The sequence below is a fragment of the Sphingobacterium sp. SGG-5 genome, from assembly GCF_011043525.1.
Classification (GTDB): domain Bacteria; phylum Bacteroidota; class Bacteroidia; order Sphingobacteriales; family Sphingobacteriaceae; genus Sphingobacterium.
In genome coordinates, this window is sequence record NZ_JAAKGO010000007.1 from 141731 (window position 1) to 165404 (window position 23674).

22 protein-coding genes and 2 tRNA genes are annotated in these 23674 nt (G+C 43.4%); 12 read left to right on the forward strand and 12 right to left on the reverse strand.

Annotated elements, in window-relative coordinates; translation table 11 throughout:
* The first annotated feature begins 69 nt into the window (after positions 1 to 69).
* The 9 genes from G5B30_RS12470 (at position 70) to G5B30_RS12510 (ending at position 10132) form a co-directional block, all read left to right on the forward strand.
* Complete coding sequence (locus G5B30_RS12470) at positions 70 to 1233, forward strand: pyridoxal phosphate-dependent aminotransferase (RefSeq protein ID WP_165320330.1); 1164 nt, start codon at positions 70 to 72, stop codon at positions 1231 to 1233.
* Positions 1234 to 1289: 56 nt separating this feature from the next.
* The gene (locus tag G5B30_RS12475; protein WP_165320331.1) at positions 1290 to 2129 is read left to right on the forward strand and encodes a prephenate dehydrogenase; all 840 of its coding nucleotides are present in this window, start codon (positions 1290 to 1292) and stop codon (positions 2127 to 2129) included.
* Between the two features lie 288 nt (positions 2130 to 2417).
* A complete protein-coding gene (locus G5B30_RS12480) occupies positions 2418 to 2951 on the forward strand; it encodes a TetR/AcrR family transcriptional regulator (RefSeq protein ID WP_206367112.1) in 534 nt (177 codons plus the stop codon).
* A 5-nt stretch (positions 2952 to 2956) separates the two neighbouring features.
* Positions 2957 to 4288: a TolC family protein gene (locus tag G5B30_RS12485; RefSeq protein WP_165320333.1), complete on the forward strand. Its 1332-nt coding sequence runs from the start codon at positions 2957 to 2959 to the stop codon at positions 4286 to 4288.
* Between the two features lie 29 nt (positions 4289 to 4317).
* Positions 4318 to 5439 (forward strand): efflux RND transporter periplasmic adaptor subunit, encoded by a 1122-nt coding sequence (locus G5B30_RS12490; RefSeq protein WP_165320334.1) that lies wholly within the window; start codon positions 4318 to 4320, stop codon positions 5437 to 5439.
* A 32-nt stretch (positions 5440 to 5471) separates the two neighbouring features.
* Positions 5472 to 8642 carry an efflux RND transporter permease subunit gene (locus G5B30_RS12495; RefSeq protein ID WP_165320335.1) on the forward strand — a complete coding sequence of 1057 codons (3171 nt, stop codon included), beginning with the start codon at positions 5472 to 5474 and terminating at the stop codon, positions 8640 to 8642.
* A 166-nt stretch (positions 8643 to 8808) separates the two neighbouring features.
* A tRNA-Leu gene (locus G5B30_RS12500) sits at positions 8809 to 8890 on the forward strand.
* Between the two features lie 186 nt (positions 8891 to 9076).
* The gene (locus G5B30_RS12505; protein ID WP_206367113.1) at positions 9077 to 9607 is read left to right on the forward strand and encodes a hypothetical protein; all 531 of its coding nucleotides are present in this window, start codon (positions 9077 to 9079) and stop codon (positions 9605 to 9607) included.
* 141 nt (positions 9608 to 9748) lie between these two features.
* On the forward strand, positions 9749 to 10132 hold the full coding sequence (locus tag G5B30_RS12510) for an HU family DNA-binding protein (protein ID WP_165320337.1): 384 nt from the start codon (positions 9749 to 9751) through the stop codon (positions 10130 to 10132).
* A 202-nt stretch (positions 10133 to 10334) separates the two neighbouring features.
* On the opposite strand, the gene G5B30_RS12515 is transcribed toward G5B30_RS12510, so the two are convergent.
* From G5B30_RS12515 to G5B30_RS12540, 6 genes are all read right to left on the reverse strand, one after another.
* Positions 10335 to 10625: a DUF4342 domain-containing protein gene (locus G5B30_RS12515; protein ID WP_165320338.1), complete on the reverse strand. Its 291-nt coding sequence runs from the start codon at positions 10623 to 10625 to the stop codon at positions 10335 to 10337.
* A 117-nt stretch (positions 10626 to 10742) separates the two neighbouring features.
* Positions 10743 to 11156 carry a DUF6157 family protein gene (locus G5B30_RS12520; RefSeq protein WP_165320339.1) on the reverse strand — a complete coding sequence of 138 codons (414 nt, stop codon included), beginning with the start codon at positions 11154 to 11156 and terminating at the stop codon, positions 10743 to 10745.
* 19 nt (positions 11157 to 11175) lie between these two features.
* Positions 11176 to 11601: a DUF1801 domain-containing protein gene (locus tag G5B30_RS12525; RefSeq protein WP_317164344.1), complete on the reverse strand. Its 426-nt coding sequence runs from the start codon at positions 11599 to 11601 to the stop codon at positions 11176 to 11178.
* A gap of 30 nt (positions 11602 to 11631) precedes the next feature.
* Positions 11632 to 12564 carry a DUF1801 domain-containing protein gene (locus G5B30_RS12530; RefSeq protein ID WP_165320340.1) on the reverse strand — a complete coding sequence of 311 codons (933 nt, stop codon included), beginning with the start codon at positions 12562 to 12564 and terminating at the stop codon, positions 11632 to 11634.
* A gap of 17 nt (positions 12565 to 12581) precedes the next feature.
* The gene (locus G5B30_RS12535) at positions 12582 to 13154 is read right to left on the reverse strand and encodes a Crp/Fnr family transcriptional regulator (RefSeq protein WP_165320341.1); all 573 of its coding nucleotides are present in this window, start codon (positions 13152 to 13154) and stop codon (positions 12582 to 12584) included.
* A 45-nt stretch (positions 13155 to 13199) separates the two neighbouring features.
* Entirely contained in the window at positions 13200 to 14885 is a 1686-nt protein-coding gene (locus G5B30_RS12540; protein WP_165320440.1) for an RluA family pseudouridine synthase, read from the reverse strand.
* 74 nt (positions 14886 to 14959) lie between these two features.
* Between G5B30_RS12540 and G5B30_RS12545 the strand changes: the two genes are divergently transcribed.
* The 3 genes from G5B30_RS12545 (at position 14960) to fabV (ending at position 17738) form a co-directional block, all read left to right on the forward strand.
* The gene (locus G5B30_RS12545; RefSeq protein ID WP_165320342.1) at positions 14960 to 15922 is read left to right on the forward strand and encodes an aldo/keto reductase; all 963 of its coding nucleotides are present in this window, start codon (positions 14960 to 14962) and stop codon (positions 15920 to 15922) included.
* A 20-nt stretch (positions 15923 to 15942) separates the two neighbouring features.
* Positions 15943 to 16413, forward strand: a complete 471-nt coding sequence (locus G5B30_RS12550; protein ID WP_165320343.1) for a Dps family protein — start codon at positions 15943 to 15945, stop codon at positions 16411 to 16413.
* A 128-nt stretch (positions 16414 to 16541) separates the two neighbouring features.
* Positions 16542 to 17738 carry an enoyl-ACP reductase FabV gene (gene fabV / locus G5B30_RS12555; protein ID WP_165320344.1) on the forward strand — a complete coding sequence of 399 codons (1197 nt, stop codon included), beginning with the start codon at positions 16542 to 16544 and terminating at the stop codon, positions 17736 to 17738.
* 96 nt (positions 17739 to 17834) lie between these two features.
* On the opposite strand, the gene G5B30_RS12560 is transcribed toward fabV, so the two are convergent.
* The 6 genes from G5B30_RS12560 to mgtE form a co-directional block, all read right to left on the reverse strand.
* On the reverse strand, positions 17835 to 18056 hold the full coding sequence (locus tag G5B30_RS12560; protein ID WP_165320345.1) for a heavy-metal-associated domain-containing protein: 222 nt from the start codon (positions 18054 to 18056) through the stop codon (positions 17835 to 17837).
* A 33-nt stretch (positions 18057 to 18089) separates the two neighbouring features.
* Positions 18090 to 20321: a heavy metal translocating P-type ATPase gene (locus G5B30_RS12565; RefSeq protein ID WP_165320346.1), complete on the reverse strand. Its 2232-nt coding sequence runs from the start codon at positions 20319 to 20321 to the stop codon at positions 18090 to 18092.
* An 82-nt stretch (positions 20322 to 20403) separates the two neighbouring features.
* A complete protein-coding gene (locus G5B30_RS12570) occupies positions 20404 to 20967 on the reverse strand; it encodes a helix-turn-helix domain-containing protein (RefSeq protein ID WP_165320347.1) in 564 nt (187 codons plus the stop codon).
* A gap of 68 nt (positions 20968 to 21035) precedes the next feature.
* Positions 21036 to 21374 carry a GIY-YIG nuclease family protein gene (locus G5B30_RS12575; protein ID WP_165320348.1) on the reverse strand — a complete coding sequence of 113 codons (339 nt, stop codon included), beginning with the start codon at positions 21372 to 21374 and terminating at the stop codon, positions 21036 to 21038.
* A 34-nt stretch (positions 21375 to 21408) separates the two neighbouring features.
* A tRNA-Asn gene (locus G5B30_RS12580) sits at positions 21409 to 21485 on the reverse strand.
* 444 nt (positions 21486 to 21929) lie between these two features.
* Positions 21930 to 23309, reverse strand: coding sequence for a magnesium transporter (gene mgtE, locus G5B30_RS12585; RefSeq protein ID WP_165320349.1), 1380 nt, complete (start codon positions 23307 to 23309; stop codon positions 21930 to 21932).
* Between the last annotated feature and the right edge of the window lie 365 nt (positions 23310 to 23674).

Genomic DNA, 23674 nt, shown 5'->3' on the forward strand with positions numbered 1-23674 from the left:
AATGCTGATTAACGATAAATATTTCTAAAACCATTAGTTTTTTTTAATTTAGCGTCAAATCAGCTTAGTATGAATATTCAAGTGGCCAGTAGGCTTCAGCATACAGAAGAATATTATTTTTCAAAAAAACTACGGGAGATCGATGAGCTTAATAAAGCCGGCAAACAAATCATCAATTTAGGTATCGGAAGTCCGGATCTCCCACCCCACCCGGATGTCATTAGGGTGTTAAGTGAGCAAGCTTCTTTACCGAACACGCACGGTTATCAAAATTATAAAGGTGCGCCCATATTACGGCAAGCTATTTCGGATTGGTATGTGAGATACTATGGTGTACTTCTAAATCCGAATACAGAAGTATTACCACTCATCGGATCCAAGGAAGGGATTGTTCATATTTGCATGACCTACCTTCAGGAAGGCGATAAAGTATTAGTTCCCAATCCCGGATACCCCGCTTATACCAGTGCGGCACGGCTCAGCGGGGCCACCATCGTTCCTTATACATTGTCGGAAGAAAATGGATGGCTCCCGGATTTAGCAGCGATCGAAGAGTCCGATTTATCGCACGTAAAGATGATGTGGATCAATTATCCACACATGCCTACGGGTACGTTGGGAAACACCGCATTTTTTGAACAGATTGTCGCTTTCGGACGAAAACATAATATCTTGATATGTCATGATAATCCGTACAGCTTCATCCTGAACGATCAGCCCCAAAGTATCCTTTCTGTGGAAGGTGCTCTGGATGTCGCTATTGAACTAAACTCCTTAAGCAAGTCTTCAAATATGGCGGGTTGGCGGATTGGCATGCTATTGGCCAACGAAACACGGATCAATGAAATTCTACGTTTCAAGAGCAACATGGATTCGGGCATGTTCTTGCCACTACAGGTCGCTGCAGCGACTGCGCTGGGTCTGGACCGGAGCTGGTATACCCAATTGAACGATGAATACCGCAAAAGAAGGGAAAAGGTCTTCGAAATTATGGATCTATTGGGCTGTAGTTATAACAAGGATCAGGTAGGACTATTTGTATGGGCGAAGATACCATCACGCTTTAAGGATGGTTATGCATTGTGTGATGACGTTTTATACAAATCGCATGTATTCATCACGCCCGGGGGGATATTCGGTTCGGCAGGCGATTCATATATCCGCATAAGCCTATGTGCTACGTCAGATGTTTTTCAGCAGGCCATTAGTAGAATTAAGGATACTTTAGCTTAACTTTGCTGGCAATTTCAGTTGAAAAAACGGTACAACTTTAGTGCAATAATAAAAAGATGAATATAGCAATTGTAGGTGTAGGTCTGATTGGTGGATCAATAGCGCTGCGGCTGAGAGAAACTGAACAATACAATAAAATAATAGGTGTCGACAAGAGTGAAGCTAACCGGAAAAAGGCGCTTCAACTTAAGCTTGTTGACGAATTTGTCACGTTGGAAGAAGCTATCGACCAATGTAAGGTGGTTATTCTCGCTACACCTGTAGATGCTATTGTACAACTCGCTCCTTATATTCTGGATCGTGTTACCGATCAGGTTTTGATCGATATGGGATCCACCAAAATCAACATTTTAGAACAGATTGCAGATCATCCCAAAAGAGGGCGTTACGTGGCCGCACACCCAATGGCAGGTACCGAGTACTCCGGCCCCGAAGCTGCACTTCCCGATCTTTTCAAAGATAAGAATATGGTGTATGTGGAAGCTTTCAAATCGGATGAGGATGCTTTTGACCTGGCCGACACGATAACCGAGCAACTCGAAATGAAGTCGCTCTTCATGAATGCGGAAGAACATGATATGCATACGGCTTATGTTTCCCATATTTCACATTTAACGTCTTTCGCATTGGCATTGACTGTATTGGAAAAAGAAAAATCGCAGGGACGGATTTTCGAACTGGCCGGATCTGGATTTGAGTCCACTGTACGGCTTGCGAAATCGTCACCGGATATGTGGACGCCTATCTTCAAACAAAACCGAATAAATGTATTGGAAGTATTGGAAGAACATATCAAACAATTGCAAAAACTGCATGATAAAATTGAAGCAGAAGATTACGAGGGTCTGCATAAGCTTATTAAAAAATCGAACAAAATAAAGCGGATTATTAAATAATAGGCCATAAAAAAAGGTTTTCAAACGGGGAGAATGAAAACCTTTACTAACCAATTATAAACCTAAATTATGATACCACAAAGATAAGTGTAAAAAGTACACCTGTCAAGAGTTTTTAGAAAACTTAACAATTATTTAACACACCTTGATTTTCACTATACTCACCTCTCAGCCGCGCACTCAAAGTATAACAATAATTTGACAAGAAAAAAGCATTCCTTTCGGTAGTTTTGCAACCGAATGAACGTTCAATTGACAGATAAAATCGAGTGTATTTTTAAAAACACCATGCTTCTCATCCAAGAGCATGGTTTTCATGGTACGCCTATGAGCCAGATTGCCAAATCCTCGGATGTCGCTATCGGCACCATTTATCATTATTTTCCTTCGAAGGAGGTATTGATACTTCAATTATATGACTATTGCAAACAGCAGATGCACAGTTACATTTTTGATGAGATGGATAAGAGCCTCGATTATAAGGAGCAGTTTTTTCTGGTTTTTAAATGCTTCTGTTCTTTTTATCGTGACCATACAGATAAATTTAGCTTCATGGAGCAGTTTTACAGTTCTCCATTTTTCGAAATTGCCCAATCCAAAACATCAGACGGACCGTATGAAGAAAACAAACTCATTGATTTTCTGCTACGCGGGATAGAAGTAAATGCCTTGAAAAAAAGAGACGTCTGCATCCTCTCATCGGCTTTTATCGGGGTGGCAGTCTCCTTTTCTAAATCTGTATTGTATGGAAAGATCAAATTTGAAGAAAAGCAATTGGACGATTTAATCGATATTATTTGGAACGGCGTAAAAACAACATAAACACTATGAATTTTAATTATTTAAAGCGACTATCCTCCTTTTTATTTTTTGCAGCCCTTGGTTATTCAGCCGCAATCGCACAAGAGACTCCGAAGCTCGCCAATGCCACGTTGGACGACTTGATAAACTATGCATTGAGCAATAAGATCGACCTGAAACAAGCCCAATTGGATCAGGAGATCGGCGAAAGGGAAATTGCTTCTGCACTTTCGGGATGGTTTCCCCAGATCAATGCCACGGCCAGCTTAAGCCATGCTATACAGCTGCCCACGACAAATATCAACGGGGCAAATATTACCATGGGACAACGCAATAACAGCGGACTCACCATCCAGGCTGACCAAGCTATCATTAGCCCGCAGTTATTTCAGGCGTCAAAAGCAGCAGATTTTATTCGCCAGCAAAACGAACTCAATGTTGAAAACGCACAAATAAATACGGTGGTCACCGTCAGTAAAGCGTACTATGATATTTTAACGAGCGAGGAACAAATAAAGGTAATTTTGGAAAATATCGCCCGGTTGGAACGGCAGCATGCGGAAGCTTCTGCACGTTATGAAGTCGGATTGGTCGATAAGACTGATTATAAAAGAGCCCAGATATCGTTAAATAATGCCCGGGCAGAACTCAAGTCGGCACGTGAACTTCGCGGGTACAAATACGATTATCTAAAAATGTTATTGGCTATTCCCCGGGAGCAGTCCTTGTCCTTATCGTTTATGGACCAGAATATGGAAACATCAGTATTATTGGACACCTCTGAAATGTTGCATATAGCCGACCGTGTCGAGTTCAGACAACTCCAGAACGTGAAGGAGATTCAAAAACTGAATACACAATATCATAAATGGAGCTTTCTTCCACGGGTGGGTGCCTACGCCAACTATTCGGCAAATTACCGGAACAATGCATTTGAAAACCTCTATAAAGACAATTTTCCTGCATCCACGGTAGGGTTAAGTTTAAATCTACCGATTTTCCAGGGAACAAAACGAATACAGGAACTCCGAAAATCCGAACTGGAGGAAGAACGTTTGGATCTGGATATTCAGGATCTGGAGAATCAAATCAGCACCGAATATTCTTTGTCCATGGCTTCCTATCGCTCCAATATGAACGACTGGCGTAATGCAAAGGAAAACATTACGCTATCAGAAGAGGTCTACAATACCATCAAATTACAATATGATGCCGGCATAAAGACCTATCTGGACCTCATGACTGCCGAGACGAATCTAAAAACGGCACAGATTAATTACTTAAACGCGCTATACGCCCTTTTATCCAGCAAACTGGACATCCAAAAGGCATTGGGCGCTATTGCAATAAACAACTAAACTTGAAACTATAACGAACACTCAGAACGATGAATAACAATCAAATATTTTCCGCTTTCCTTATCAGTTTAGGTCTATTCGGGCAATCTTGTGGAACAAATACCAATAAAAGCGAACAAGCCGGTGGAAGATCGCAAGCAGAAGTAACTGTACCGGTGACCACAGTACTGGTCAACAAAGAAATTGTGTCGGGTACAAAAAGCTATCCCGCAAATGTCGTCCCCCTACAGGAAACAGAGATCCGGGCGGAGGTAAGCGGATATATCACGAATATATATACCAGCGACGGGGCATATGTCAGTAAGGGACAGCGTCTTTACGAAATAGACCGCACGCGGTATAAAGCGGCTACAGAACAGGCAGAAGCCAATTTGGCCATTGCAAAAGCGAACCTTGATCGCGTACAAAAAGATTTAGAACGCTACCAGACGTTGGCCAAACAAGATGCGATAGCCCGGCAGACCCTGGATTATGCGATGACAGACCTCAACAACCAAAAAGCGCAGGTACAAGCGGCTGAAGCGGCATTGACGACTGCACGCACGAATTTACAGCGATCAGTCATTGTAGCGCCGTTCTCCGGAAATATAGGCATATCACAAGTTCGCCAAGGCGCACTGGTCAGTGCGGGATCTACGCTGCTAAATACGATAAGTTCGACGGATCCTATCGCGGTGGAATTTCAAATCAACGAAAAGGATATTACCGAATTTAATGCGTTACAGCGTGGAGCGTCCCAGGCAGACATCTATGTGACTTTACCCGACGGAAACCGGTTTGAAGGTGTAGGACACATCAGCACGATCGACCGAGCAGTAGACAGTCAGACCGGAACCATCAAGGTAAGGGCTTCTTTCGCTAACGCCAGCAACGCTTTACGTGCAGGCATGAACGCCACCTTGAATATACAAAGTGCATCAAAACAAGAGGAGTTGATTATCCCATACAAAGCCGTCTTTGAGCAATTAGGTACATTCAATGTATATACAGTCAATGATAGCAGCAAAGTCGAACTGAAACAAGTTTCTTTAGGCGCGAAAATCGACGACAGAATTGTGGTTACGTCAGGCCTCGAAGCTGGACAGAAGATAGTCACGGAAGGTGCTACGGCATTAAGACCTGGATTCAAAGTAACAGAGAATAATCAATAAATCGTATTTGCAACAACGCTAATCAGATCATAATGATTTCAGAAGTATTTATAAAAAGGCCGGTGACGGCTATCGTGATCTCTATCTTAATAACGCTGATAGGACTGATCGCGATCACGACCTTACCGATCAGCCAATATCCCTCTATAGCCCCTCCTACGGTTACTGTTACGGCTAACTATACAGGTGCGGATGCACAGACTGTCGAACAGACGGTCACTACGCCTATAGAAAGCCAAATCAACGGTACCCCCGGCATGATTTATATGTCATCCAATAGCACGTCAAACGGGCAATCCCGAATTACCGTCACCTTCGAAGTGGGAACAGACATTGACATCGCTACCCTGGACGTGCAGAACAGGGTCGGTATTGCCGAGCCTTCCCTGCCGGAAGCTGTGCGCCGGCTCGGTATTACGACACGTAAAGCGAACACGGATGTACTCATGTTGGTTTCGTTAGTGTCACCGAATGGCACAAGAGACGACAAGTTTTTAGCCAATTATGCCAACCTGTATGTTAAGGATGCGCTTATGCGTGTAAAAGGTGTCGGTGATGTCAACGCCTTTGGACAACCTTTCTCTATGCGGGTATGGCTTGACGCCAACAAATTGGCGAATCTAAAAATGACTCCGGCAGATATATCGGCAGCGATCAATGAGCAAAACATCCGTATTCCGGGTGGTAGCGTGGGAAGTCTTCCACAGGAATTAACGACTGTATTTGAATATCCGGTGATTACCGATTCGGATCTTTCAGAAATAGAAGATTTTGAAAATATCGTGGTGAAGACCAATATGGATGGATCTGCCGTACTGTTAAAAGATGTTGCCCGGGTAGAGCTGGGGCAATTTAGCTACGGTACATCGACGACTGTAAACGGTATGACATCCACGGGGATGATGATTAATCAGACTCCTGGAGGAAATGCAGTAGAAACTGCGGAAGGTATTTTTGCTGCATTGGATAAGCTTAAGGAATCTTTTCCCCAGGACGTTGATTACGTCGTGGGTTACGAAACAGTGTCGGTCGTCAACGCTTCCATCGAATCGGTTATTCATACCTTACTCGAAGCTTTGATTTTGGTGACACTGGTGGTCTTTTTCTTCCTTCAGAGTTGGCGGGCAACGTTGATACCGGTGTTAGCCATTCCTGTCTCGATCATCGGTACGTTTATTTTCTTTACGCTCTTTGGTTTTTCCATCAACAATCTGACCATGCTGGCCTTTGTATTAGCCATCGGTATTGTGGTGGATGACGCCATTGTCGTCGTGGAAGCGGTACAGCATTATATCGATCGCGAAAGGCTAAGTGCGAAAGAAGCCACCCTCCGGGCGATGAAAGACATCACCGCACCGGTGATTGCTATCGGCCTGATTCTGGCGGCCGTATTCGTACCGGTGGGATTTATCCCGGGGATGGTCGGTAAACTGTATCAGCAGTTTGCTATTACCATTGCGGTGTCTGTACTGCTGTCGGCCTTTATTGCCTTATCGCTGACACCGGCCCTTTGTTCACTGTTATTGAAGCCTTCTGCCGTCTCTAAAGACTCCAAAGGTCTCAATAAAATCTTTTATAAGTTTAACAACTGGTTTGATGGTATCACCAACAATTATTCCAGAGGCGTAAAAAAAGCGATCAAGGCAACGCCTTTTGTATTAATCATTCTCCTATGTATCCTCATCGGTACCGGATGGATGTTTAACACGAAATCTGCTGGATTTATACCCACGGAGGACGGTGGGATGTTTTTTGCCGGTGTAACTTTACCGGAAGGGGCTTCTGCGGCTCGTACCGGTGCGGTATTGAAAGAACTTGAAGAAGAGATACGCCGCGATTTTCCGGAGATAAAATACGTCACGGCAATCTCGGGTATTAATATTCTCAATCGATCGTTCAAATCCAACGGCGCGACACTGTTCGTGTCTTTAAAGCCATGGAGTGAACGGACGCGGACGGCAAGCCAGATTACGGGAGGTATCATGGGCAAATATGCAAAATACCCTAAAGCCAAAATATTGGCTGTTACCCCTCCCGCCATTCCGGGCCTTGGCTCTTCCGGCGGCTTTTCATTACTCGTACAAGATTTGCAGACTATAGATATTAAAGAATTTGAAGCCGTTGTAGGTAATTTCCTAGCTGCCGCCAATCAGCGTCCCGAAATCGGAATGGCGTATACGCTGTTCAACTCTGACTCCCCCAACTATAAGCTAAAAGTCAATCGGGAGCAAGCAAAACGAATGGGAGTCCCGATCTCCAATATCTATGCGACCATTTCGTCCTACTTGGGCAGTAGCTATGTCAATGATTTTACCAAATACGGGCGTAATTTCCGGGTTGTCACCCAAGCCGATATTAGCTATCGTATGAATATTGAGGACATCAATAAGTTATATGTCAACAATGTGCAGGGTAATCCTGTCCCGCTGGGCACCTTAGTCAGCTATGAATTGGTGACAATGCCGTCGTTGATCAACCACTACAATATCTTCAGAAGTATCGAGGTATCCGGGGATGCTGCTCCGGGCTATAGTTCCGGGGATGCTTTACGGGCTTTGGAAGAGGTCGCAGCGCAAACCTTGCCTGCAGGATTTGACTATCAATTTTCGGGATTATCCTTACAGGAGAAACAATCGGGTTCCAAGACCATACAGATATTTGCCTTGTGTATTGTATTTGTATTTTTATTGTTAGCCGCCTTATACGAAAGTTGGTCGGTTCCATTCTCTATCTTATTATCTGTACCATTAGGTGTTTTCGGAGCGATATTAGCACTGACCTTATTACCCATGTTGGATAATAATATCTATGCACAGATCGGTTTGGTCACGATTATTGGTCTCGCTGCAAAAAATGCGATCCTTATTGTCGAATTTGCCAAAGAACGTGTCGACATTGGTATGAATCTCTTGGAGGCAACATTAGAAGCCGTCAAGCTACGTCTTCGCCCTATCATCATGACTTCGCTGGCATTCATTCTCGGGATTATCCCGTTGATGATTTCCACTGGCGCTGGAGCAGTATCCAGACAAACCATTGGTTGGACTGTATTCGGAGGCATGACCGCAGCTACCTTCTTGGCTATTTTCATCGTGCCGGTGTTGTTTGTCATCATTACACGTTTGAGTTATGGCAAGAAAAAATTAGCTGAGCTGGAAGCCGATTTTGATGAAGAAAAGAAAAAACAACTTAGTGCACATTAAAAAAAGGAAATCGCCGTATATTACATAAAAGCCAACGTTCGGGTTGGCTTTTATTGTTTTTATCTTTTTATGTTTCATACACAGGAGTTTAACAAAACATGCAAAAATATTTTTGCAAACACTCCAAGAAGACTTATATTTGCATCGTCGAACAACAAAACAGCTTGCCCAGCTGGCGGAATTGGTAGACGCGTTGGTCTCAAACACCAATATCTTCGGATGTGCCGGTTCGACTCCGGCGCTGGGTACTTGACAAGGAAAGCGTAAGACACTTTCCTTGTTTTTGTGTATTTAAAGCTGTTTGATACAACTTCCTGACCAGTGAATCGACAATCATAATTTAGAATTTTGTAAACATTTTGTAGACATAAACTTTCGATTATGATAGTGTCACATAGATTGTGAGGAATATTGTTAACCAAAATATTATGAATATGAAAGGATTTATTGTTTTAGTGATTGGTGTATTTTTTGTTTCATCTGCCGATGCCCAAGTACGGAAAACAAAATGGGGTATGACCAAAACTCAGGTGATTTCAACGGAACAGGGAAAACCTTCATTAAATGAATCCAATTATCTTGTTTATGACATTAGTCTGTCGGGTTATAAGACAAATCTTATTTATTTATTTAACCCATCAGGTAAAATGGCAGCTGCGTCCTACAATCTCAGGGAAGAATACGCTAGCCATAACAGTCACTTGACAACCTATCTCGATTTACTATCAAAACTTAAACAAAAATATGGCGAAGGGAAACCTGATATAGAATGGAGTAACACCCTATTTCAAGACGATAAAGAAAAGTGGGGGCTTGCGATAGCCGCAGAACATCTCACGATCTCCAACCGTTGGGAAACAGATGATACCATTATAGCAACAGAGATAAGCGGAAAAAATTACGAGATCTCTGTTGCAATCAGATATATTTCGAAACAGTCCCATTACAAAGTTCAAACGATCTGAGTGACTTTTAATCATACGTATACTCTCCGTCAAAGGACTGCCCGCCTACTCATGCGATACCTTCTCACCAAAAACACCTATATTAGTCCCACATCCATCAAATACAACCTTTAATCCTATTATAAAAAACTATTTTCCCGTATGGCAATAAAATTCAATATTCATGAAATCGGCAGCGTCATAGATCCTACAGCCCCGAAGAAGTTTTACCCACGGCCTGTAAGTGCAGGCGAAATGACACTAAATGACTTAGCTGAGGAAATATCACATGCGTCTTCTCTCACCGAAGCAGACGTTCATGCTGTGCTGCAAAGTTTGGTCCATGCAATCCCCCGTGCTATATCCGAGGGTTATATTGTACGCCTGGGCAACTTAGGCTCTTTTCGGATGAGTATCAACAGTACCGGAAGCGCAAAAAAAGAAGATGTATCTGAAAAAAACATCACCAAACGTCGATTAATCTTCCATGCCGCCAAGCAAATGAAAGTAAAATTAGAAAGTATAACGTTCGAAAAGAATAAATGACTTAGGCCATTTTAGAAAGCGGTTAAGTGACTTTATAAAATGGGTTAGGCGACTTTACCAAAATGAGTACTCAATTTACCTAAAACGAGTACTCATTTTACACAAATTGAGTACTCATTTTCACAATAACACCTAAGCGATTTTTAAACATCGCCTAACTCATTTTAAAAATTGCCTAAGCCAGTTTACCAAAGCGCCCGCTTCATTCATTCGTTTGACCGAACTCGGTAGACTCGGCATCCTTATCCGTTGGCGGACCTTTCCTTTCTACGGTAACTTTACATTCCGTCAAAAGCGCAGCTACAGCTCCCACAGCAGCAATTATAGGTGCGAAAATGGCTCCTATAACGCCAATGGTAGCCGGAAAACTGATAATCTCATTTCCGTTTTTATCCGCAATACTGATTTTTGTCACATTCCCTTCAGCAATCAGCTCTTTGATTTTCTTAAGTAGGTTCTCCCCTGTCGTGTAAAACGTTTCCTTAAATGACATATCTTTTTAATTTTTCTTTATCCAAAGTTACCGAAATGCAGGATGCAACTATACCAAAATTAGGTAAATACATGATTATTCTCGGTAAAAGAATAACACGTATCGGTATAAACGTCATTATCTTTGCGACCGCATGGCCGCAACTTTTTTGATATTTTCATCCTGCAGCAATTGTTCATATTCCTCAGAAGCACTATCTACAAGCTTTACCCGACCCTGATCGTCACTGTAAATACCCCATCCGTAAGTCTTCGCCAATGGCGAAGTCCGCAGGCAGGGCTGCCCTTTCGAATAAAATTGCAGGCGTGCGCTTTCATAATCCTGTTCAGGGATATCCCCACGCACGGCATAGACCATAAATAGAATATCATCGGAAGTATAGCGCAACGGGTTTCGTCCGATAAGGTCAAACTGGTAATTTGCCACGGTCTGCTTGTCCGGTTTGACAGGAGGCATTATACCATGGTTGGCCTTGGTATCGTCTGCGATCGTAATGAATGTATTGTAGTAATTTGTGCTGTATTGTTTCATCCTAATAAATCATTAAACATTAAGGTTCTATTCGTGTATATCGATTACTCAGGAAGTCGATAGTCGCCTCCATAAGCTTAATAAGCGCTTCTTCCTGAATATCCTCCAGCTTTTTAATATAAATACAAGCTTTGCCCAATTTGAACTTCCCCAGGTCTTCCAAAAGAGGAGCATGTCCCTCCCAACCCGTAAATACATACAACGAGATAGCTGCTTTACGTGGCGAAAAACCGATCAAAGGTGCCTCTCCTTCATGTCCACTTGCATAGGTATAGTGGTATTTACCAAATCCGATAATAGAAGGACCAAACATACGTGCCCCCTCACCCGAGACACTTTCCATCAACTTCACAAGATCATAGCTATCCTCCCGCTTTTGTGCATGCTCCAGATTTTCAATAAAATCCAGAACACTTTCCGCTGTATACATTGTTTTATTTTTCACTATTCCTATGATGGATGAATACCATTGATCTTATTTTTTGTATTTGTCATACAAGCCTTTTCCGGAAAGTATCAATGGCTTTATTTTCTCTAATCTGCTCTTTTTCGTCTTCTCCTGTTTCGCTTCGTCAATATAATCGATATACTCTTTTTGCCTGCCAGGTGTAAGGCCCGCAAAAGCCGCCTCGAACAGCGAATCCTGTACTAATAACTCTTTTAACAAACCCTTCGGATTGTTAGACTTTGGCTTCTGTACTTTTATTTCTTTGCCATCTTTCACAGCTTGTATACTCTCGCTGATATACGCCAATATTTTCGTTTCATCCATTTCCTGTACACTGGTGAAACGCCATTGACGCAAGCTTTTTGTTTTACCTTCGGACGCATTGATCAATACCTTATCAGGGTCTTCCAGAAATACACCATTATAAAACCATATGGAAAAGAAATTTTTAAAGCCTCCCCAGCTGATTATGTTCTTCCCTTCGTAAGTATACACTTCCGTTCCCCATTTAAATGCGCTCGTGAGCTCCGTCTTTACGATAATCTGCGCCATAAACTCATAGCAAGCTTCCCAATTCGAACGATAAGTATCCCATTTTGGTTCATTTTTATCTTTCAATAACGCGACATTGAAATGCACGATATCCTGAATAAGCTTTTGAGGTAAGGGGCTATCCAAAGACAAATGTATGCTTCCTTTAGATGTTTTAAATGATTTCAACCGCTCAGAAAAAGCTTCGATTGCTCCTGACCCCGGATATAAACCAACGTGGTTTTTATAACGTGCAAAGTGAATAATATTACCATGATATTTATACGTAGGCATTTGGTAACTGATCGTTTCAGCCGTTTCCTTCGGAACCACCTCACGGATAATTCGCCTTAACTCCTTCAAGAAATTCTGCGAATCAGCGTCGAAACTGCCGATGTATTCATCTATAGTACGAAAAGAATTGCTCATACATTCCTATCCTCCAATTAGCTTTGTGTAATTTCCTTACGTATCCTACTCAATGAGCTATCTGTAACACCCAAATAAGAAGCGATATATTTCAAAGGAGCCTGTTGTATAATCTGAGGTTTTTCTTGGATCAGGCGCAAATAACGTTTTGCTGCCGTTTCTGTAATCATCTCGGTTGCCCGCATTTTGCTTCGGTACAACTCAAAGGCCATCCAAGCTCGCCCCCATTCCCGAAATGCCGGAATTTGGTCAAATAAATCCTGAAACGTGCCAAAGTCTATCTTCCACAAAACACAGTCTGTCAGGCACTGCATATACTCCTGCGTGGGGACATGGTGGAAGATTGACGCCACCTCAATGACAACCTCTTGATTTCCCATGAAACCTGTCGTAATCTCGTTGCCCTCAAAATCATACACATAGGTGCGTACCAATCCACTTTCCACAACATAATATTCATTTGCCACTTGATCTTTTTGTAACAAAAACTCCCCTTTGGCCACATCTGCCCGGGTATGGGCGTCGCAGATAATATCCAAATCAGTAGGCTGAAGAGAAGGATGTTGATAGGCAAATCGTAATATGTCCATGCGAGATCGAAATTTTCACCCAATGTAAGGAAATGTCGACATTTCTTAAAACGGATCTTGCACTTCAAAAGAAATTTCCTGTTTGGTACGGGGGTGAACAAACTTAATATAGCCCGCATGCAAACACAGCCGTTCGCCACGCCGGCCGTAAAGATCGTCCCCCACAATGGGGGTGTTTAGCCCACTCTGATGAGCGGAATGCACACGAAGCTGATGCGTACGACCAGTTAATGGATAATAATGAACCCGCGTATATCGATCTTCCACACCCACGACCTGATAGCGGGTTTGAGCCGGCTTGCCGTAAATCTCACACACCACTTGTCGCGGCCTATCTTCCAGATCTACCCGAAGCGGGAGGTCTACAAGGCCTTCCGGTGACGAAACAATGCCATCTAAAAGCGCGGTATATCTTTTTTCAACCGTATGCCGGATAAATTGATCCTGCACAAACTGATGCGCGTTTTTATTTTTCGCCAGCACGATAATACCCGACGTCGACATATCGAGCCGATGGATAATAAGCGGCCCAGTGATCGTGGGATAACGAGATAAGATCCGCGTCTGCACACTGTCCTGTATGTGAATACCAGGAACCGAAAGGAACTCCGTCGGTTTGTTCACCACGATAATATCTTCATCTTCAAACAGGATCTCCAGTTCGCGCTGATCTGCCGGGTTGTGGAGCATAGGGTTGTCGTCGACCATCAGGCCGTGCAGCATATGTCCCAATATCGGTTCACATTTACCCCGACAGGAAGGGTAGTAATAACGATGCTTACGCACCTCTGAAGCCGGAGAAGCTCCCCACCAAAACTCCGCCATACATATCGGTGTCAATTGATGTTGGTAAGCGTATTGCAGCAGTTTGGGTGCTGCACATTCACCAGCCCCTGCCGGCGGCATTAGCTGTGTAACTTCCTCAAAGATGGCCCGTATGGATTTATCTTCGCCCTTCGCATTTAGAAATCGGTATTGATCAAAGAGCTGCAGCTGTAAGTTGGCCGATTTATTCCGCCGCAATTCCTTTTTTTCGTCGATGGCGGTAAGAAGGTTATGCAGCAACTCCTCTATATGCTGGATCTGCTGTCGACAAGCTTGCTTTTCGACAGCATACTCATGTTGATCGCGGTAACTTTGTTTGATAAGATCTTGCTCCAGTATCGTATAAGATGCATCGGAAAGTTCAGTGCGCTGTCCGGTGCGTATGGCTTTTCTTTGGGCTTTATTGGCTTTGTGTAAAGCACGCATCGCTGACAATCGTGCCGTACATGCGGACTTTGTCTGCTCCAGTTGGGTCCGTAATACGTCCAACTGCATGTCCTGTTCCAAATGTTCAATCTCCCGATTCAACTGGTTGATTTCTTTCTCTTCCCGCAGGAAAAAACTATTTTCTTCCAACATATCAAATATGGGAGGTACAAAATAGCGGTGTCGGTTGCTTCCCGCCAGTTTACCCGAACAAGCAGCTAAATACCCCAGCTGGCCCTGTTGGTTTTCGACGACCAATACGCCGAACATTTTGCCAATAGGCGCTGTATCCAAGTTGTCTGTCAACCCGAAAGGATGCTCAAAATCCGTCTGCTCCATAAGATAATGTTGGAGTTCCTCTGCCGCCACGATACTCAAGGGATGAGGCTCATAACAAAAAGGAAAAGTAAACCTCTCCGGCTTAGCCAGCATGGAAATATCCTGTTTGAAAGTATGAAAGAAAGTCAGCGGTTTTTCCATCAAAGGCATGTACATTATCCCACAAAATTAAGAATTTTTCGTATATTGTATTTCTTATAAAACATCTTCATGCTATGGCACTCAACAAACGAAAAATAGGACTTTCTACCTTGGAAATAACTCCTCTGATATTTGGAGGGAATGTATTTGCATGGACCTTGAACGAGGCGGAGTCATTCGCTATATTGGACAGCTTTGTCGACGCTGGCTTTGATGCCATCGATACAGCAAACAACTATCCGCATTGGGTAGAGGGTAGAAAAGGAGGCGAGTCGGAAAGCATCATTGGTAATTGGATCAAAGCGCGTGGCAATCGTGACAAGATCGTCATCATGACGAAGGTGGGCGGACGATTTAGCTACGCAGAAAAACATAATATCCAACGGAGCCATATCATGGAGCAGGTGGAACATTCTTTGCGTCGGCTACAGACAGACTATATCGATCTCTATCAGACCCATTATGATAAAGAAGAGACCGCCGTGGAGGAAATACTACGGGCTTATGAGGAGTTGATCAAACAAGGGAAAGTACGCTATATCGGGGCTTCCAACTTGACGCCGGAACGATTGGTCGAAAGTCTGGATGTCTCTGCAGAGAAAAATTTACCGGCCTATATCTCGCTGCAACCGGAATACAACTTATACGATCGGGCAAAATATGAAAGTCTATATAAAAATGTGGTTTCCGAAAAACAATTAGGCGTCATTCCTTATTATTCTTTAGCGAGCGGTTTCCTAAGCGGTAAATATAGATCCGCAGAAGACTTTTCAAAATTTGCGCGTGGTGAAGGAATTTTCAAAAAATATTGGAATGAGCGCGGGCAGCGTATTGTAAAAGCGTTGGAGAAGGTATCTGCAGCTCATCAAACAACTCCGTCGGGCATTGCGTTGGCATGGTTGTTGGCACAAGATACCATAACTGCTCCTATTGCAAGCGCAACGAAAGATAAACATATACAGTCGTTCGTGGACGCTGTAACGCTACAGTTGGATGATGAAACCCTCGCCACATTGAATGAAGCAAGTGCATATTAACAATTTAAATAGATATCGTTATGAAAACAAACATTGGAATTAAGGAAAAGGATATGACAGCGGTAGCTGCTATTTTAAACAAACTGCTGGCTGACGAAAGTGTATTGTACCAAAAGGTGAGAAATGCACACTGGAATGTCGAAGGACCTGGTTTCCATGAACTTCATCTTTTTTTTGAAACGATTTACAACGAACTGGCATTGGTCGTTGATGAGGTTGCCGAACGGGTACGGACTGTCGGACATTATGCAACAGGTACAATGAAAGAATATTTACAGCTGACCCAGCTCACCGAAGCGAAAGATGGGAAGAATGACGGCAATACATATATCAAGGATCTGCTGAATGATTTCGAAAGCTTGATTATTTCTATCCGGAGTGACATCGACAAAGTAGCCGAACACGGGGATGCGGGTACGGAAGATTTCTTAGGAAGTATGATTGAAAAGCACGAGAAAACAGCGTGGATGCTGCGATCGCACTTGAGGTAGCATTCATTTTATCATGAAATATATTGGCGCCGGCATTATCTATCCGGCGCTTTTTAATAATAGATATTCTACCAAAATTCTTTAAGTTTGCAGAAGTATTAAAAAGACTACTAACTTAGTTTATTCATATGATTATACAACCGCGCGTAAGAGGTTTTATCTGCTTAACATCGCATCCTCAGGGCACAGCTCAACATGTCAAAAACCAAATTGAATATGTAAAATCGAAGGGAACTATCGAGAACGGCCCAAAGAAAGTATTAGTCGTCGGTGCCTCTACCGGCTTTGGATTGGCGTCACGCATCACTGCAGCTTTCGGGTCGGATGCCGCTACTATAGGTGTATTTTTTGAAAAACCGGCTGCCGAAGGCAAACCGGGGACTGCCGGCTGGTACAACAGCGCCGCTTTTGAGAACGAAGCCCATGCCGCTGGCCTATATGCCAAAAGTATCAATGGCGATGCCTTTTCGGACGACGTGAAACAGCAAACTATTGACTTAATAAAACGTGACTTAGGCCAGGTAGACCTAGTGGTATATTCATTGGCTTCTCCCAGACGTACGCATCCGAAAACCGGTGTAGCACATTCATCGGTGCTAAAACCTATAGGTCAGTCTTTCACCGATAAAACAGTAGACTTCCATACCGGTGTAGTATCCGATATTTCCATTCAGCCCATCGAAAGTGAAGAGGATATTGTCAATACAGTGGCCGTCATGGGTGGCGAGGACTGGAAATTTTGGATAGAAGATCTAAAAGCTGCAGGTGTGCTGGCCGACGGTGTGAAGACGGTAGCCTATTCCTACATCGGACCGGAACTCACCTACCCGATTTACCGCAATGGGACCATCGGGCGGGCAAAGGATGATCTGGAAGCCACCGTGCCTCTCCTCAATAAATTGTTAGGCGATATTCATGGTACTTCTTATGTTTCGGTGAATAAAGCTTTGGTTACGCAGTCCAGCTCGGCGATCCCTGTCGTACCGTTGTATATCTCCTTGCTATATAAAGTCATGAAGGAAAAAGGCATTCACGAAGGTACGATCGAACAAATGCAACGACTTTTTGCAGAGAGGCTCTATGCAGATCATACACCGCTTGACGAGAAAGGGCGTATCCGTGTAGACGATTGGGAAATGCGTCCCGATGTGCAGGAAGAAGTTGCTCAGCTCTGGCAACAAGCGACTACGGAAAACCTCGACGATATTTCGGATATCCAAGGTTACCGTGATGATTTTTTCAATCTCTTCGGTTTCAATTTTCCGGAAATAGATTACGATGCGGACACCAACGAATTGGTCAACGTACCGAGTATAGCAGGCTGATAGCTTTGAGATAAGTCAATAAAAAAGGGCTTTACATGTGATGTAAAGCCCTTTTTTATTAAAAGTATTTATGCGCAAAAGCCGTTATGGTGTAGCCTATTGGGCCAATGGCTCTGCCGTAAAACCTTTGCTCTCAATGAGTGCGACAACTTGGTCGGTTGTAATACCTTCGGATGTTACCGTAAGGATCTTGTCCGGATTGTCAATATCGACGTTCCATTTGCGGATACCATCCACATGGTCCAATACGGCAGCTACTTTCGATACACATCCGCCACAATTAAGATTTGTTTTAAACTGAAATTCTTTATTTTCCATAATCCTTTATTTTAAATACTATTTGTTTGTCATTTACTTTTTCCACTTTAAGCGTAAGCTATTGCTGACCACACTGACACTGCTCAGAGCCATGGCAGCTCCCGCAATCATAGGGTTCAACAGAAATCCGCTGATCGGATAGAGAATACCTGCTGCAATCGGAATGCCAATCACATTATAGATAAATGCCCAGAACAGGTTTTGCTTCACAGTGGCTACAGTTTGTTTCGATAGGCGGATCGCTCGAGGTATTTTGTTGAGGTCGGATGAAATGATGGTCATCTTGGCCACATCTATTGCAATATCGCTCCCTTTCCCCATTGCGATACTCACATCGGCCGTCGCCAATGCGGTACTGTCATTGATGCCATCGCCCACCATAGCCACAATTTTTCCTTGTCGCTGGAGTTCCCGAACAAAATCAGCTTTGTGCTGTGGCAGTACTTCGGCTTTATAATGCTGGATACCGGTTTGCTCCGCAATGGCTTTGGCCGTCGCTTCATTATCGCCCGTCAGCATGTACAAATCGATACCCATATCCTGTAATGCTTTTATAGCCTGAACTGAAGTTGCCTTAATCATATCCGATATCGCCAGCACGGCAAGTGCCTGACTACTATTGGCGAACCAAATTACGGTCTTTGCAGCATCACCCCAGACTTCAGCCTGCTGCGCCAACTTCCCATCCATCGTGATGTTGTTTTCTGTCAGCAACCTCTTGTTTCCGACATAGTAGGTTTCATTTTCGTAGTTTGCCTTTGCTCCTTTGCCGGTGAGGCTATCAAACAGCGATAGCGATACGGGGGATACATCACCCAGATAGTTGACTACAGCTTCTGCCAGAGGATGCTCGGATTGTTTTTCCAGGCTCTGTAAAATATCTTTAGTCGTATCATCGCCGTTTAACCATAGGATATCGGTAACCTGCGGTCTTCCCTCTGTAATGGTACCTGTCTTGTCCAAAATGATGGCATCGACTTTCTTTGCCAGTTCCAGACTCTCCGCATCTTTAATGAGTATCCCCTGCTCTGCTCCCTTACCCACACCGACCATAATTGCTGTCGGTGTAGCTAATCCCAATGCACAAGGACAAGCGATGACCAATACCGTAACCGCAGCCAACAACCCTTGGACTACGCCGCTGTCGCCTCCGAATAGGGTCCACAATGCAAACGTAAATATAGCAATACCGATAACCACAGGCACAAAGATGCCCGCAATCTTATCGACAAGTTTTTGCACCGGCGCTTTACTCCCTTGCGCATCTTGTACCGTCTTGATGATCTGTGCGAGCATGGTGTCCTTTCCGACCTTCACCGCTTTAAACTGAAAGCTGCCCTTCTGGTTGATCGTTCCTGCAAAGACCTTCTCATGTTCCTTTTTGAGGACCGGGACGGGTTCGCCGCTCAACATGCTTTCATCCACATACGAGTTGCCGGAAACCACCATGCCGTCCACGGCAATTTTCTCGCCGGGCTTCACCAAGATAACATCACCAGCATGTACATCTTCGATAGCGATTTGTTTTTCAGCTCCATTTGATGCGATGACGGTTACCGTTTTGGGCTGTAATCCAATTAGCTTTTTAATCGCAGCTGAAGTGTTTCCCTTGGCCCGTTCTTCCAACAATCGTCCTAAAAGGATGAAGGCGATAATGACGGCTGCTGCCTCAAAATACACATGCGCTTCTAATCCTCTCCGGAGCCAAAAATCTGGAAAAAACATATTGAATACGCTGAAGAGATAGGCTATACCTGTACTCAAGGCCACCAAGGTATCCATGTTAGCCGAACGATGCCTAGCTTGCTTCCAAGCATTGCTAAAAAAATCCCTACCCAACCAGAGTACAACAGGTGTAGAAAAAATCCACATAATTTCGTTGCCATAGGGCATGTCCATAAAAAACATACCAATAATGACAACGGGCAATGCCAAAATAATCGCCGCCACCGTTCTGGTCTTTAGCTTTTTGAACTTTTCTTGGTGGATGTTTTCCAACGTCTCCTGTTGCGTAGACTCATCTTCGAGCAATAGATCATACCCTACGGATTGCACGGCTTTCTGCAATTTTGCCGCATCTGTCCTATCCGGCAGGAATTCTACTATCAGGTTTCCTGTAGCGAAGTTGACCGAAGCATCTACGACGCCCGGTTCATGTTTGACAATACTCTCGGCGCTGCTCGCACAGGAAGCACAGCTCATACCCAATACGGGAAAGGTGTTCTTCACTGTGTCACTTTTATGTTTTATATCATCTGTTGCCATAATTATACCCTTTGTTTATTACACAAAGTTGGCCATAATAATCCGGAGCTTGTTATGTAATTTTGGAATTGATTTGTAAGATTTACACCTTATCCAGCGGTTTTCGCTTATCTTCCTTTATCTGTTTGAAATGACTTGGCGTCAGTCCAGTCACTTTCTTAAACTGATTACTTAGATAAGCCACACTCGAATAGTTAAGCCGCCAAGCAATTTCACTTAAGGACAGCTCGTCATATACTAACAGCTCTTTTACTTTCTCCACCTTCTGTGCGATGAAGTATTTCTCGATAGTCGTCCCTTCTACCTCTGAAAAGAGATTGGAAAGGTAATTGTAATCGTGATGGAGCTGATCGCTCAATATATCCGACAGATTTGACTTGACCCCATTGTCCTGGTAATGTACCAGATCAATAATAATATTCTTTATCTTTTCGATCAGTTGGCTTTTTTTATCGTCGATAACCTCAAACCCTAAAGGAATCAGGGCTTCCTCCAGCCTATCCTTTTCCTGTATCGTCAGGTCCTTTGTCAATGTCACTTCGCCCAACTTTATATTTTTGACGTCTATACCCAGCTTATCCAGTTCATTCTGGACAACCAAAATACAACGGTTACAGACCATATTTTTCACAAATAGTGTGCTCATGATTGTGCGGTGTTTACTATAAACTATAAATATAACAAAACAATCAGATATTGATCTCTAATCTTCGTTTATAAAGCAAAAGCCACCTTTCTTATTGAAAAACAGCCCCGATGCAGTGGGACTCTAACCAACTGAGCTACTGTATCTATATTATCAACATCGCTGATAATGGTTTCAAGAAACTTACGCCTTTTCATACGCTTAACTGCACGTTCCACCCGCATAGCAAAACCCCGATCATTGCCTAATACTATTGCTTTCTTCAACTCCCAGGGACGATGTTTAGATGTATACGTAGAACGCAAAGAAGTATTATGTTGTTCCAATCGTGATAAAACATCCGAGGTATAACCAACATAATATCGGTCTGACGACTGAGAATATAATATGTAAAGATGATAGTCCATAACAAAAAAAGGTCGCAGAATATTTCTACGACCTTGGCTCCTGAAGCTGGGCTCGAACCAGCGACCCTCTGATTAACAGTCAGATGCTCTAACCAACTGAGCTATTCAGGAATATTATTTAAATATTTTCAATTTTTTAAGAACCCTTGCGGAACTTATCTCTCCAGTGACCCTCTGATTAATCCCGATATATCGGGACTCTAACCAACTGAGCTATTCAGGAATGTTATTTAATATTTTCAATTTTTTAAGAACCCTTGCGGAACTTATCTCTCCAGTGACCCTCTGATTAATCCCGATATATCGGGACTCTAACCAACTGAGCTATTCAGGAATGTTATTTAATATTTTCAATTTTTTAAGAACCCTTGCGGAACTTATCTCTCCAGTGACCCTCTGATTAATCCCGATGTATCGGGACTCTAACCAACTGAGCTATTCAGGAATTTTGAAAAGCTTTTTGCTTTCAACGGTGCAAGTATCGGAAGTTTACCGCATCTATGCAAATATTTTTTTTCAATCTTTCACAAGTCATTCATTGCCAATAAGAATAATTTATAACAGTACACCCGATAAAATCAATGTGATAAACGTGAAATAAATAATCAATCCGGTCACGTCCACCAAGGTAGATACAAAAGGCGCCGACGAACTGGCCGGATCTGCACCAAGACGTCGGAGCAAAAAGGGCAACATCGAACCTGTCAGCGACCCCCAGAGCACGACACCGATCAGCGACAAACAGACCACTACGCCCACCAATACCCAATGTTCGCCGTACATCTCCGTAAACAGCTGGTAAGTGGCGATCCGGGCAAAACCTAATGCCCCCAATATAACGCCTAAAATAGTACCTGAAACCACTTCCCTTTTCATGACACGCCACCAGTCTCCAATAGTGACCTCTCCTAAAGCCATGGCCTGAATAATCAATGTGGAAGCCTGTGAACCGCTATTTCCACCACTGGAGATAATCAGCGGCATAAGGGCAAATAAAAAGATCACAGAGGCCAACTGCGCTTCAAAACGCTCAATCACCGTAGCCGTCAGCAGCTGCCCCAGAAACAATACAATCAACCAACCTGCGCGCTTTTTGACCAGATGGAAAACCGATACATCCAAATACGGTTCATCGAGTGCTTCTGTACCCCCAAAACGTTGCATATCCTCGGTATACTCCTCATTAGCGACCCAGAGTATATCGTCAATTGTCACAATTCCCAACATGATCCCCTGCTCATCAACCACCGGCAACGCTACCCGGTTATTCATACGGAACACCGTTACGGCCTCCTCTTGCGGATCGTTTGCATTCAAGGAAATTAAACGGTTATCGATCAGCTCACCTACTTTTGTATCCGGATCAGCCAAAAGGATATCCTTGATCCGGATATCATCAATCAGCTTACCTGCGCTATCAATGACATACAACACATCAATTGTTTCGGATGCATTTCCATACCGACGGATATGCTCCAGAATACGGGTGATTGTCCAATGTTCCTTCACTGTAATGTAGTCTGGGGTCATCAGACGTCCGACACTATCTTCAGGATAGCCGAGTAAAGACAAGGCCTCCTTCCGCTCCTGAGGAGAAAGCATGATGATCAGATGCTTCACCACATCGCCCTTCAATTCTCCGAAAAAAGACGTACGGTCATCCGGAGGCATCTCGTTAATCAATTCCCGAACCTTAGCCGCAGAAAGCTTTTTGAAAATACGTTCCTGTGTAGGGAAGTCGAGGATCCTAAAAACATTGACCGCTCGCTTCAAGCTCAATGTTTCTAAAAATAGGGGTCCGTGTTCCGGAAGCTCATCGATCAGCTCTTCAACATCTGAGATGTTCAGTTCGTTCAGAAAATGCTCAAGCTCTACAAGATTATTCTCTTCAATCAACCTTTCAATATGCATGACCTGCATTTCCAATTCTTCCATATACGCCCTCCTATATTTAATCCTACATGTTCAATTTTTTAGTTGTTGCAAAAGTCGTTTTTTTAAATGAAAAAAGTAAGCTTTTTTACCAATTGAATGAAATTATTTTTACCGCTGAAATACGACAATTTGACAGCACACAGACTTCTCGCCGTTTCCACAAAATCATCCGTCACCACATACCGATATGAGCTGCCTATTCGATTACAACATCGAAAAGATATCCGGCACGTTTAAAATGCAACGCACGCCAAACATAAACCAAGTAACCCCCACGATCACACCCTTTGGCAGCCTCTTGATATGAAGGACACTTTTCCCTCCATCAGACTTTATTTTTATGAGCCGAAATACTTATTTTATCA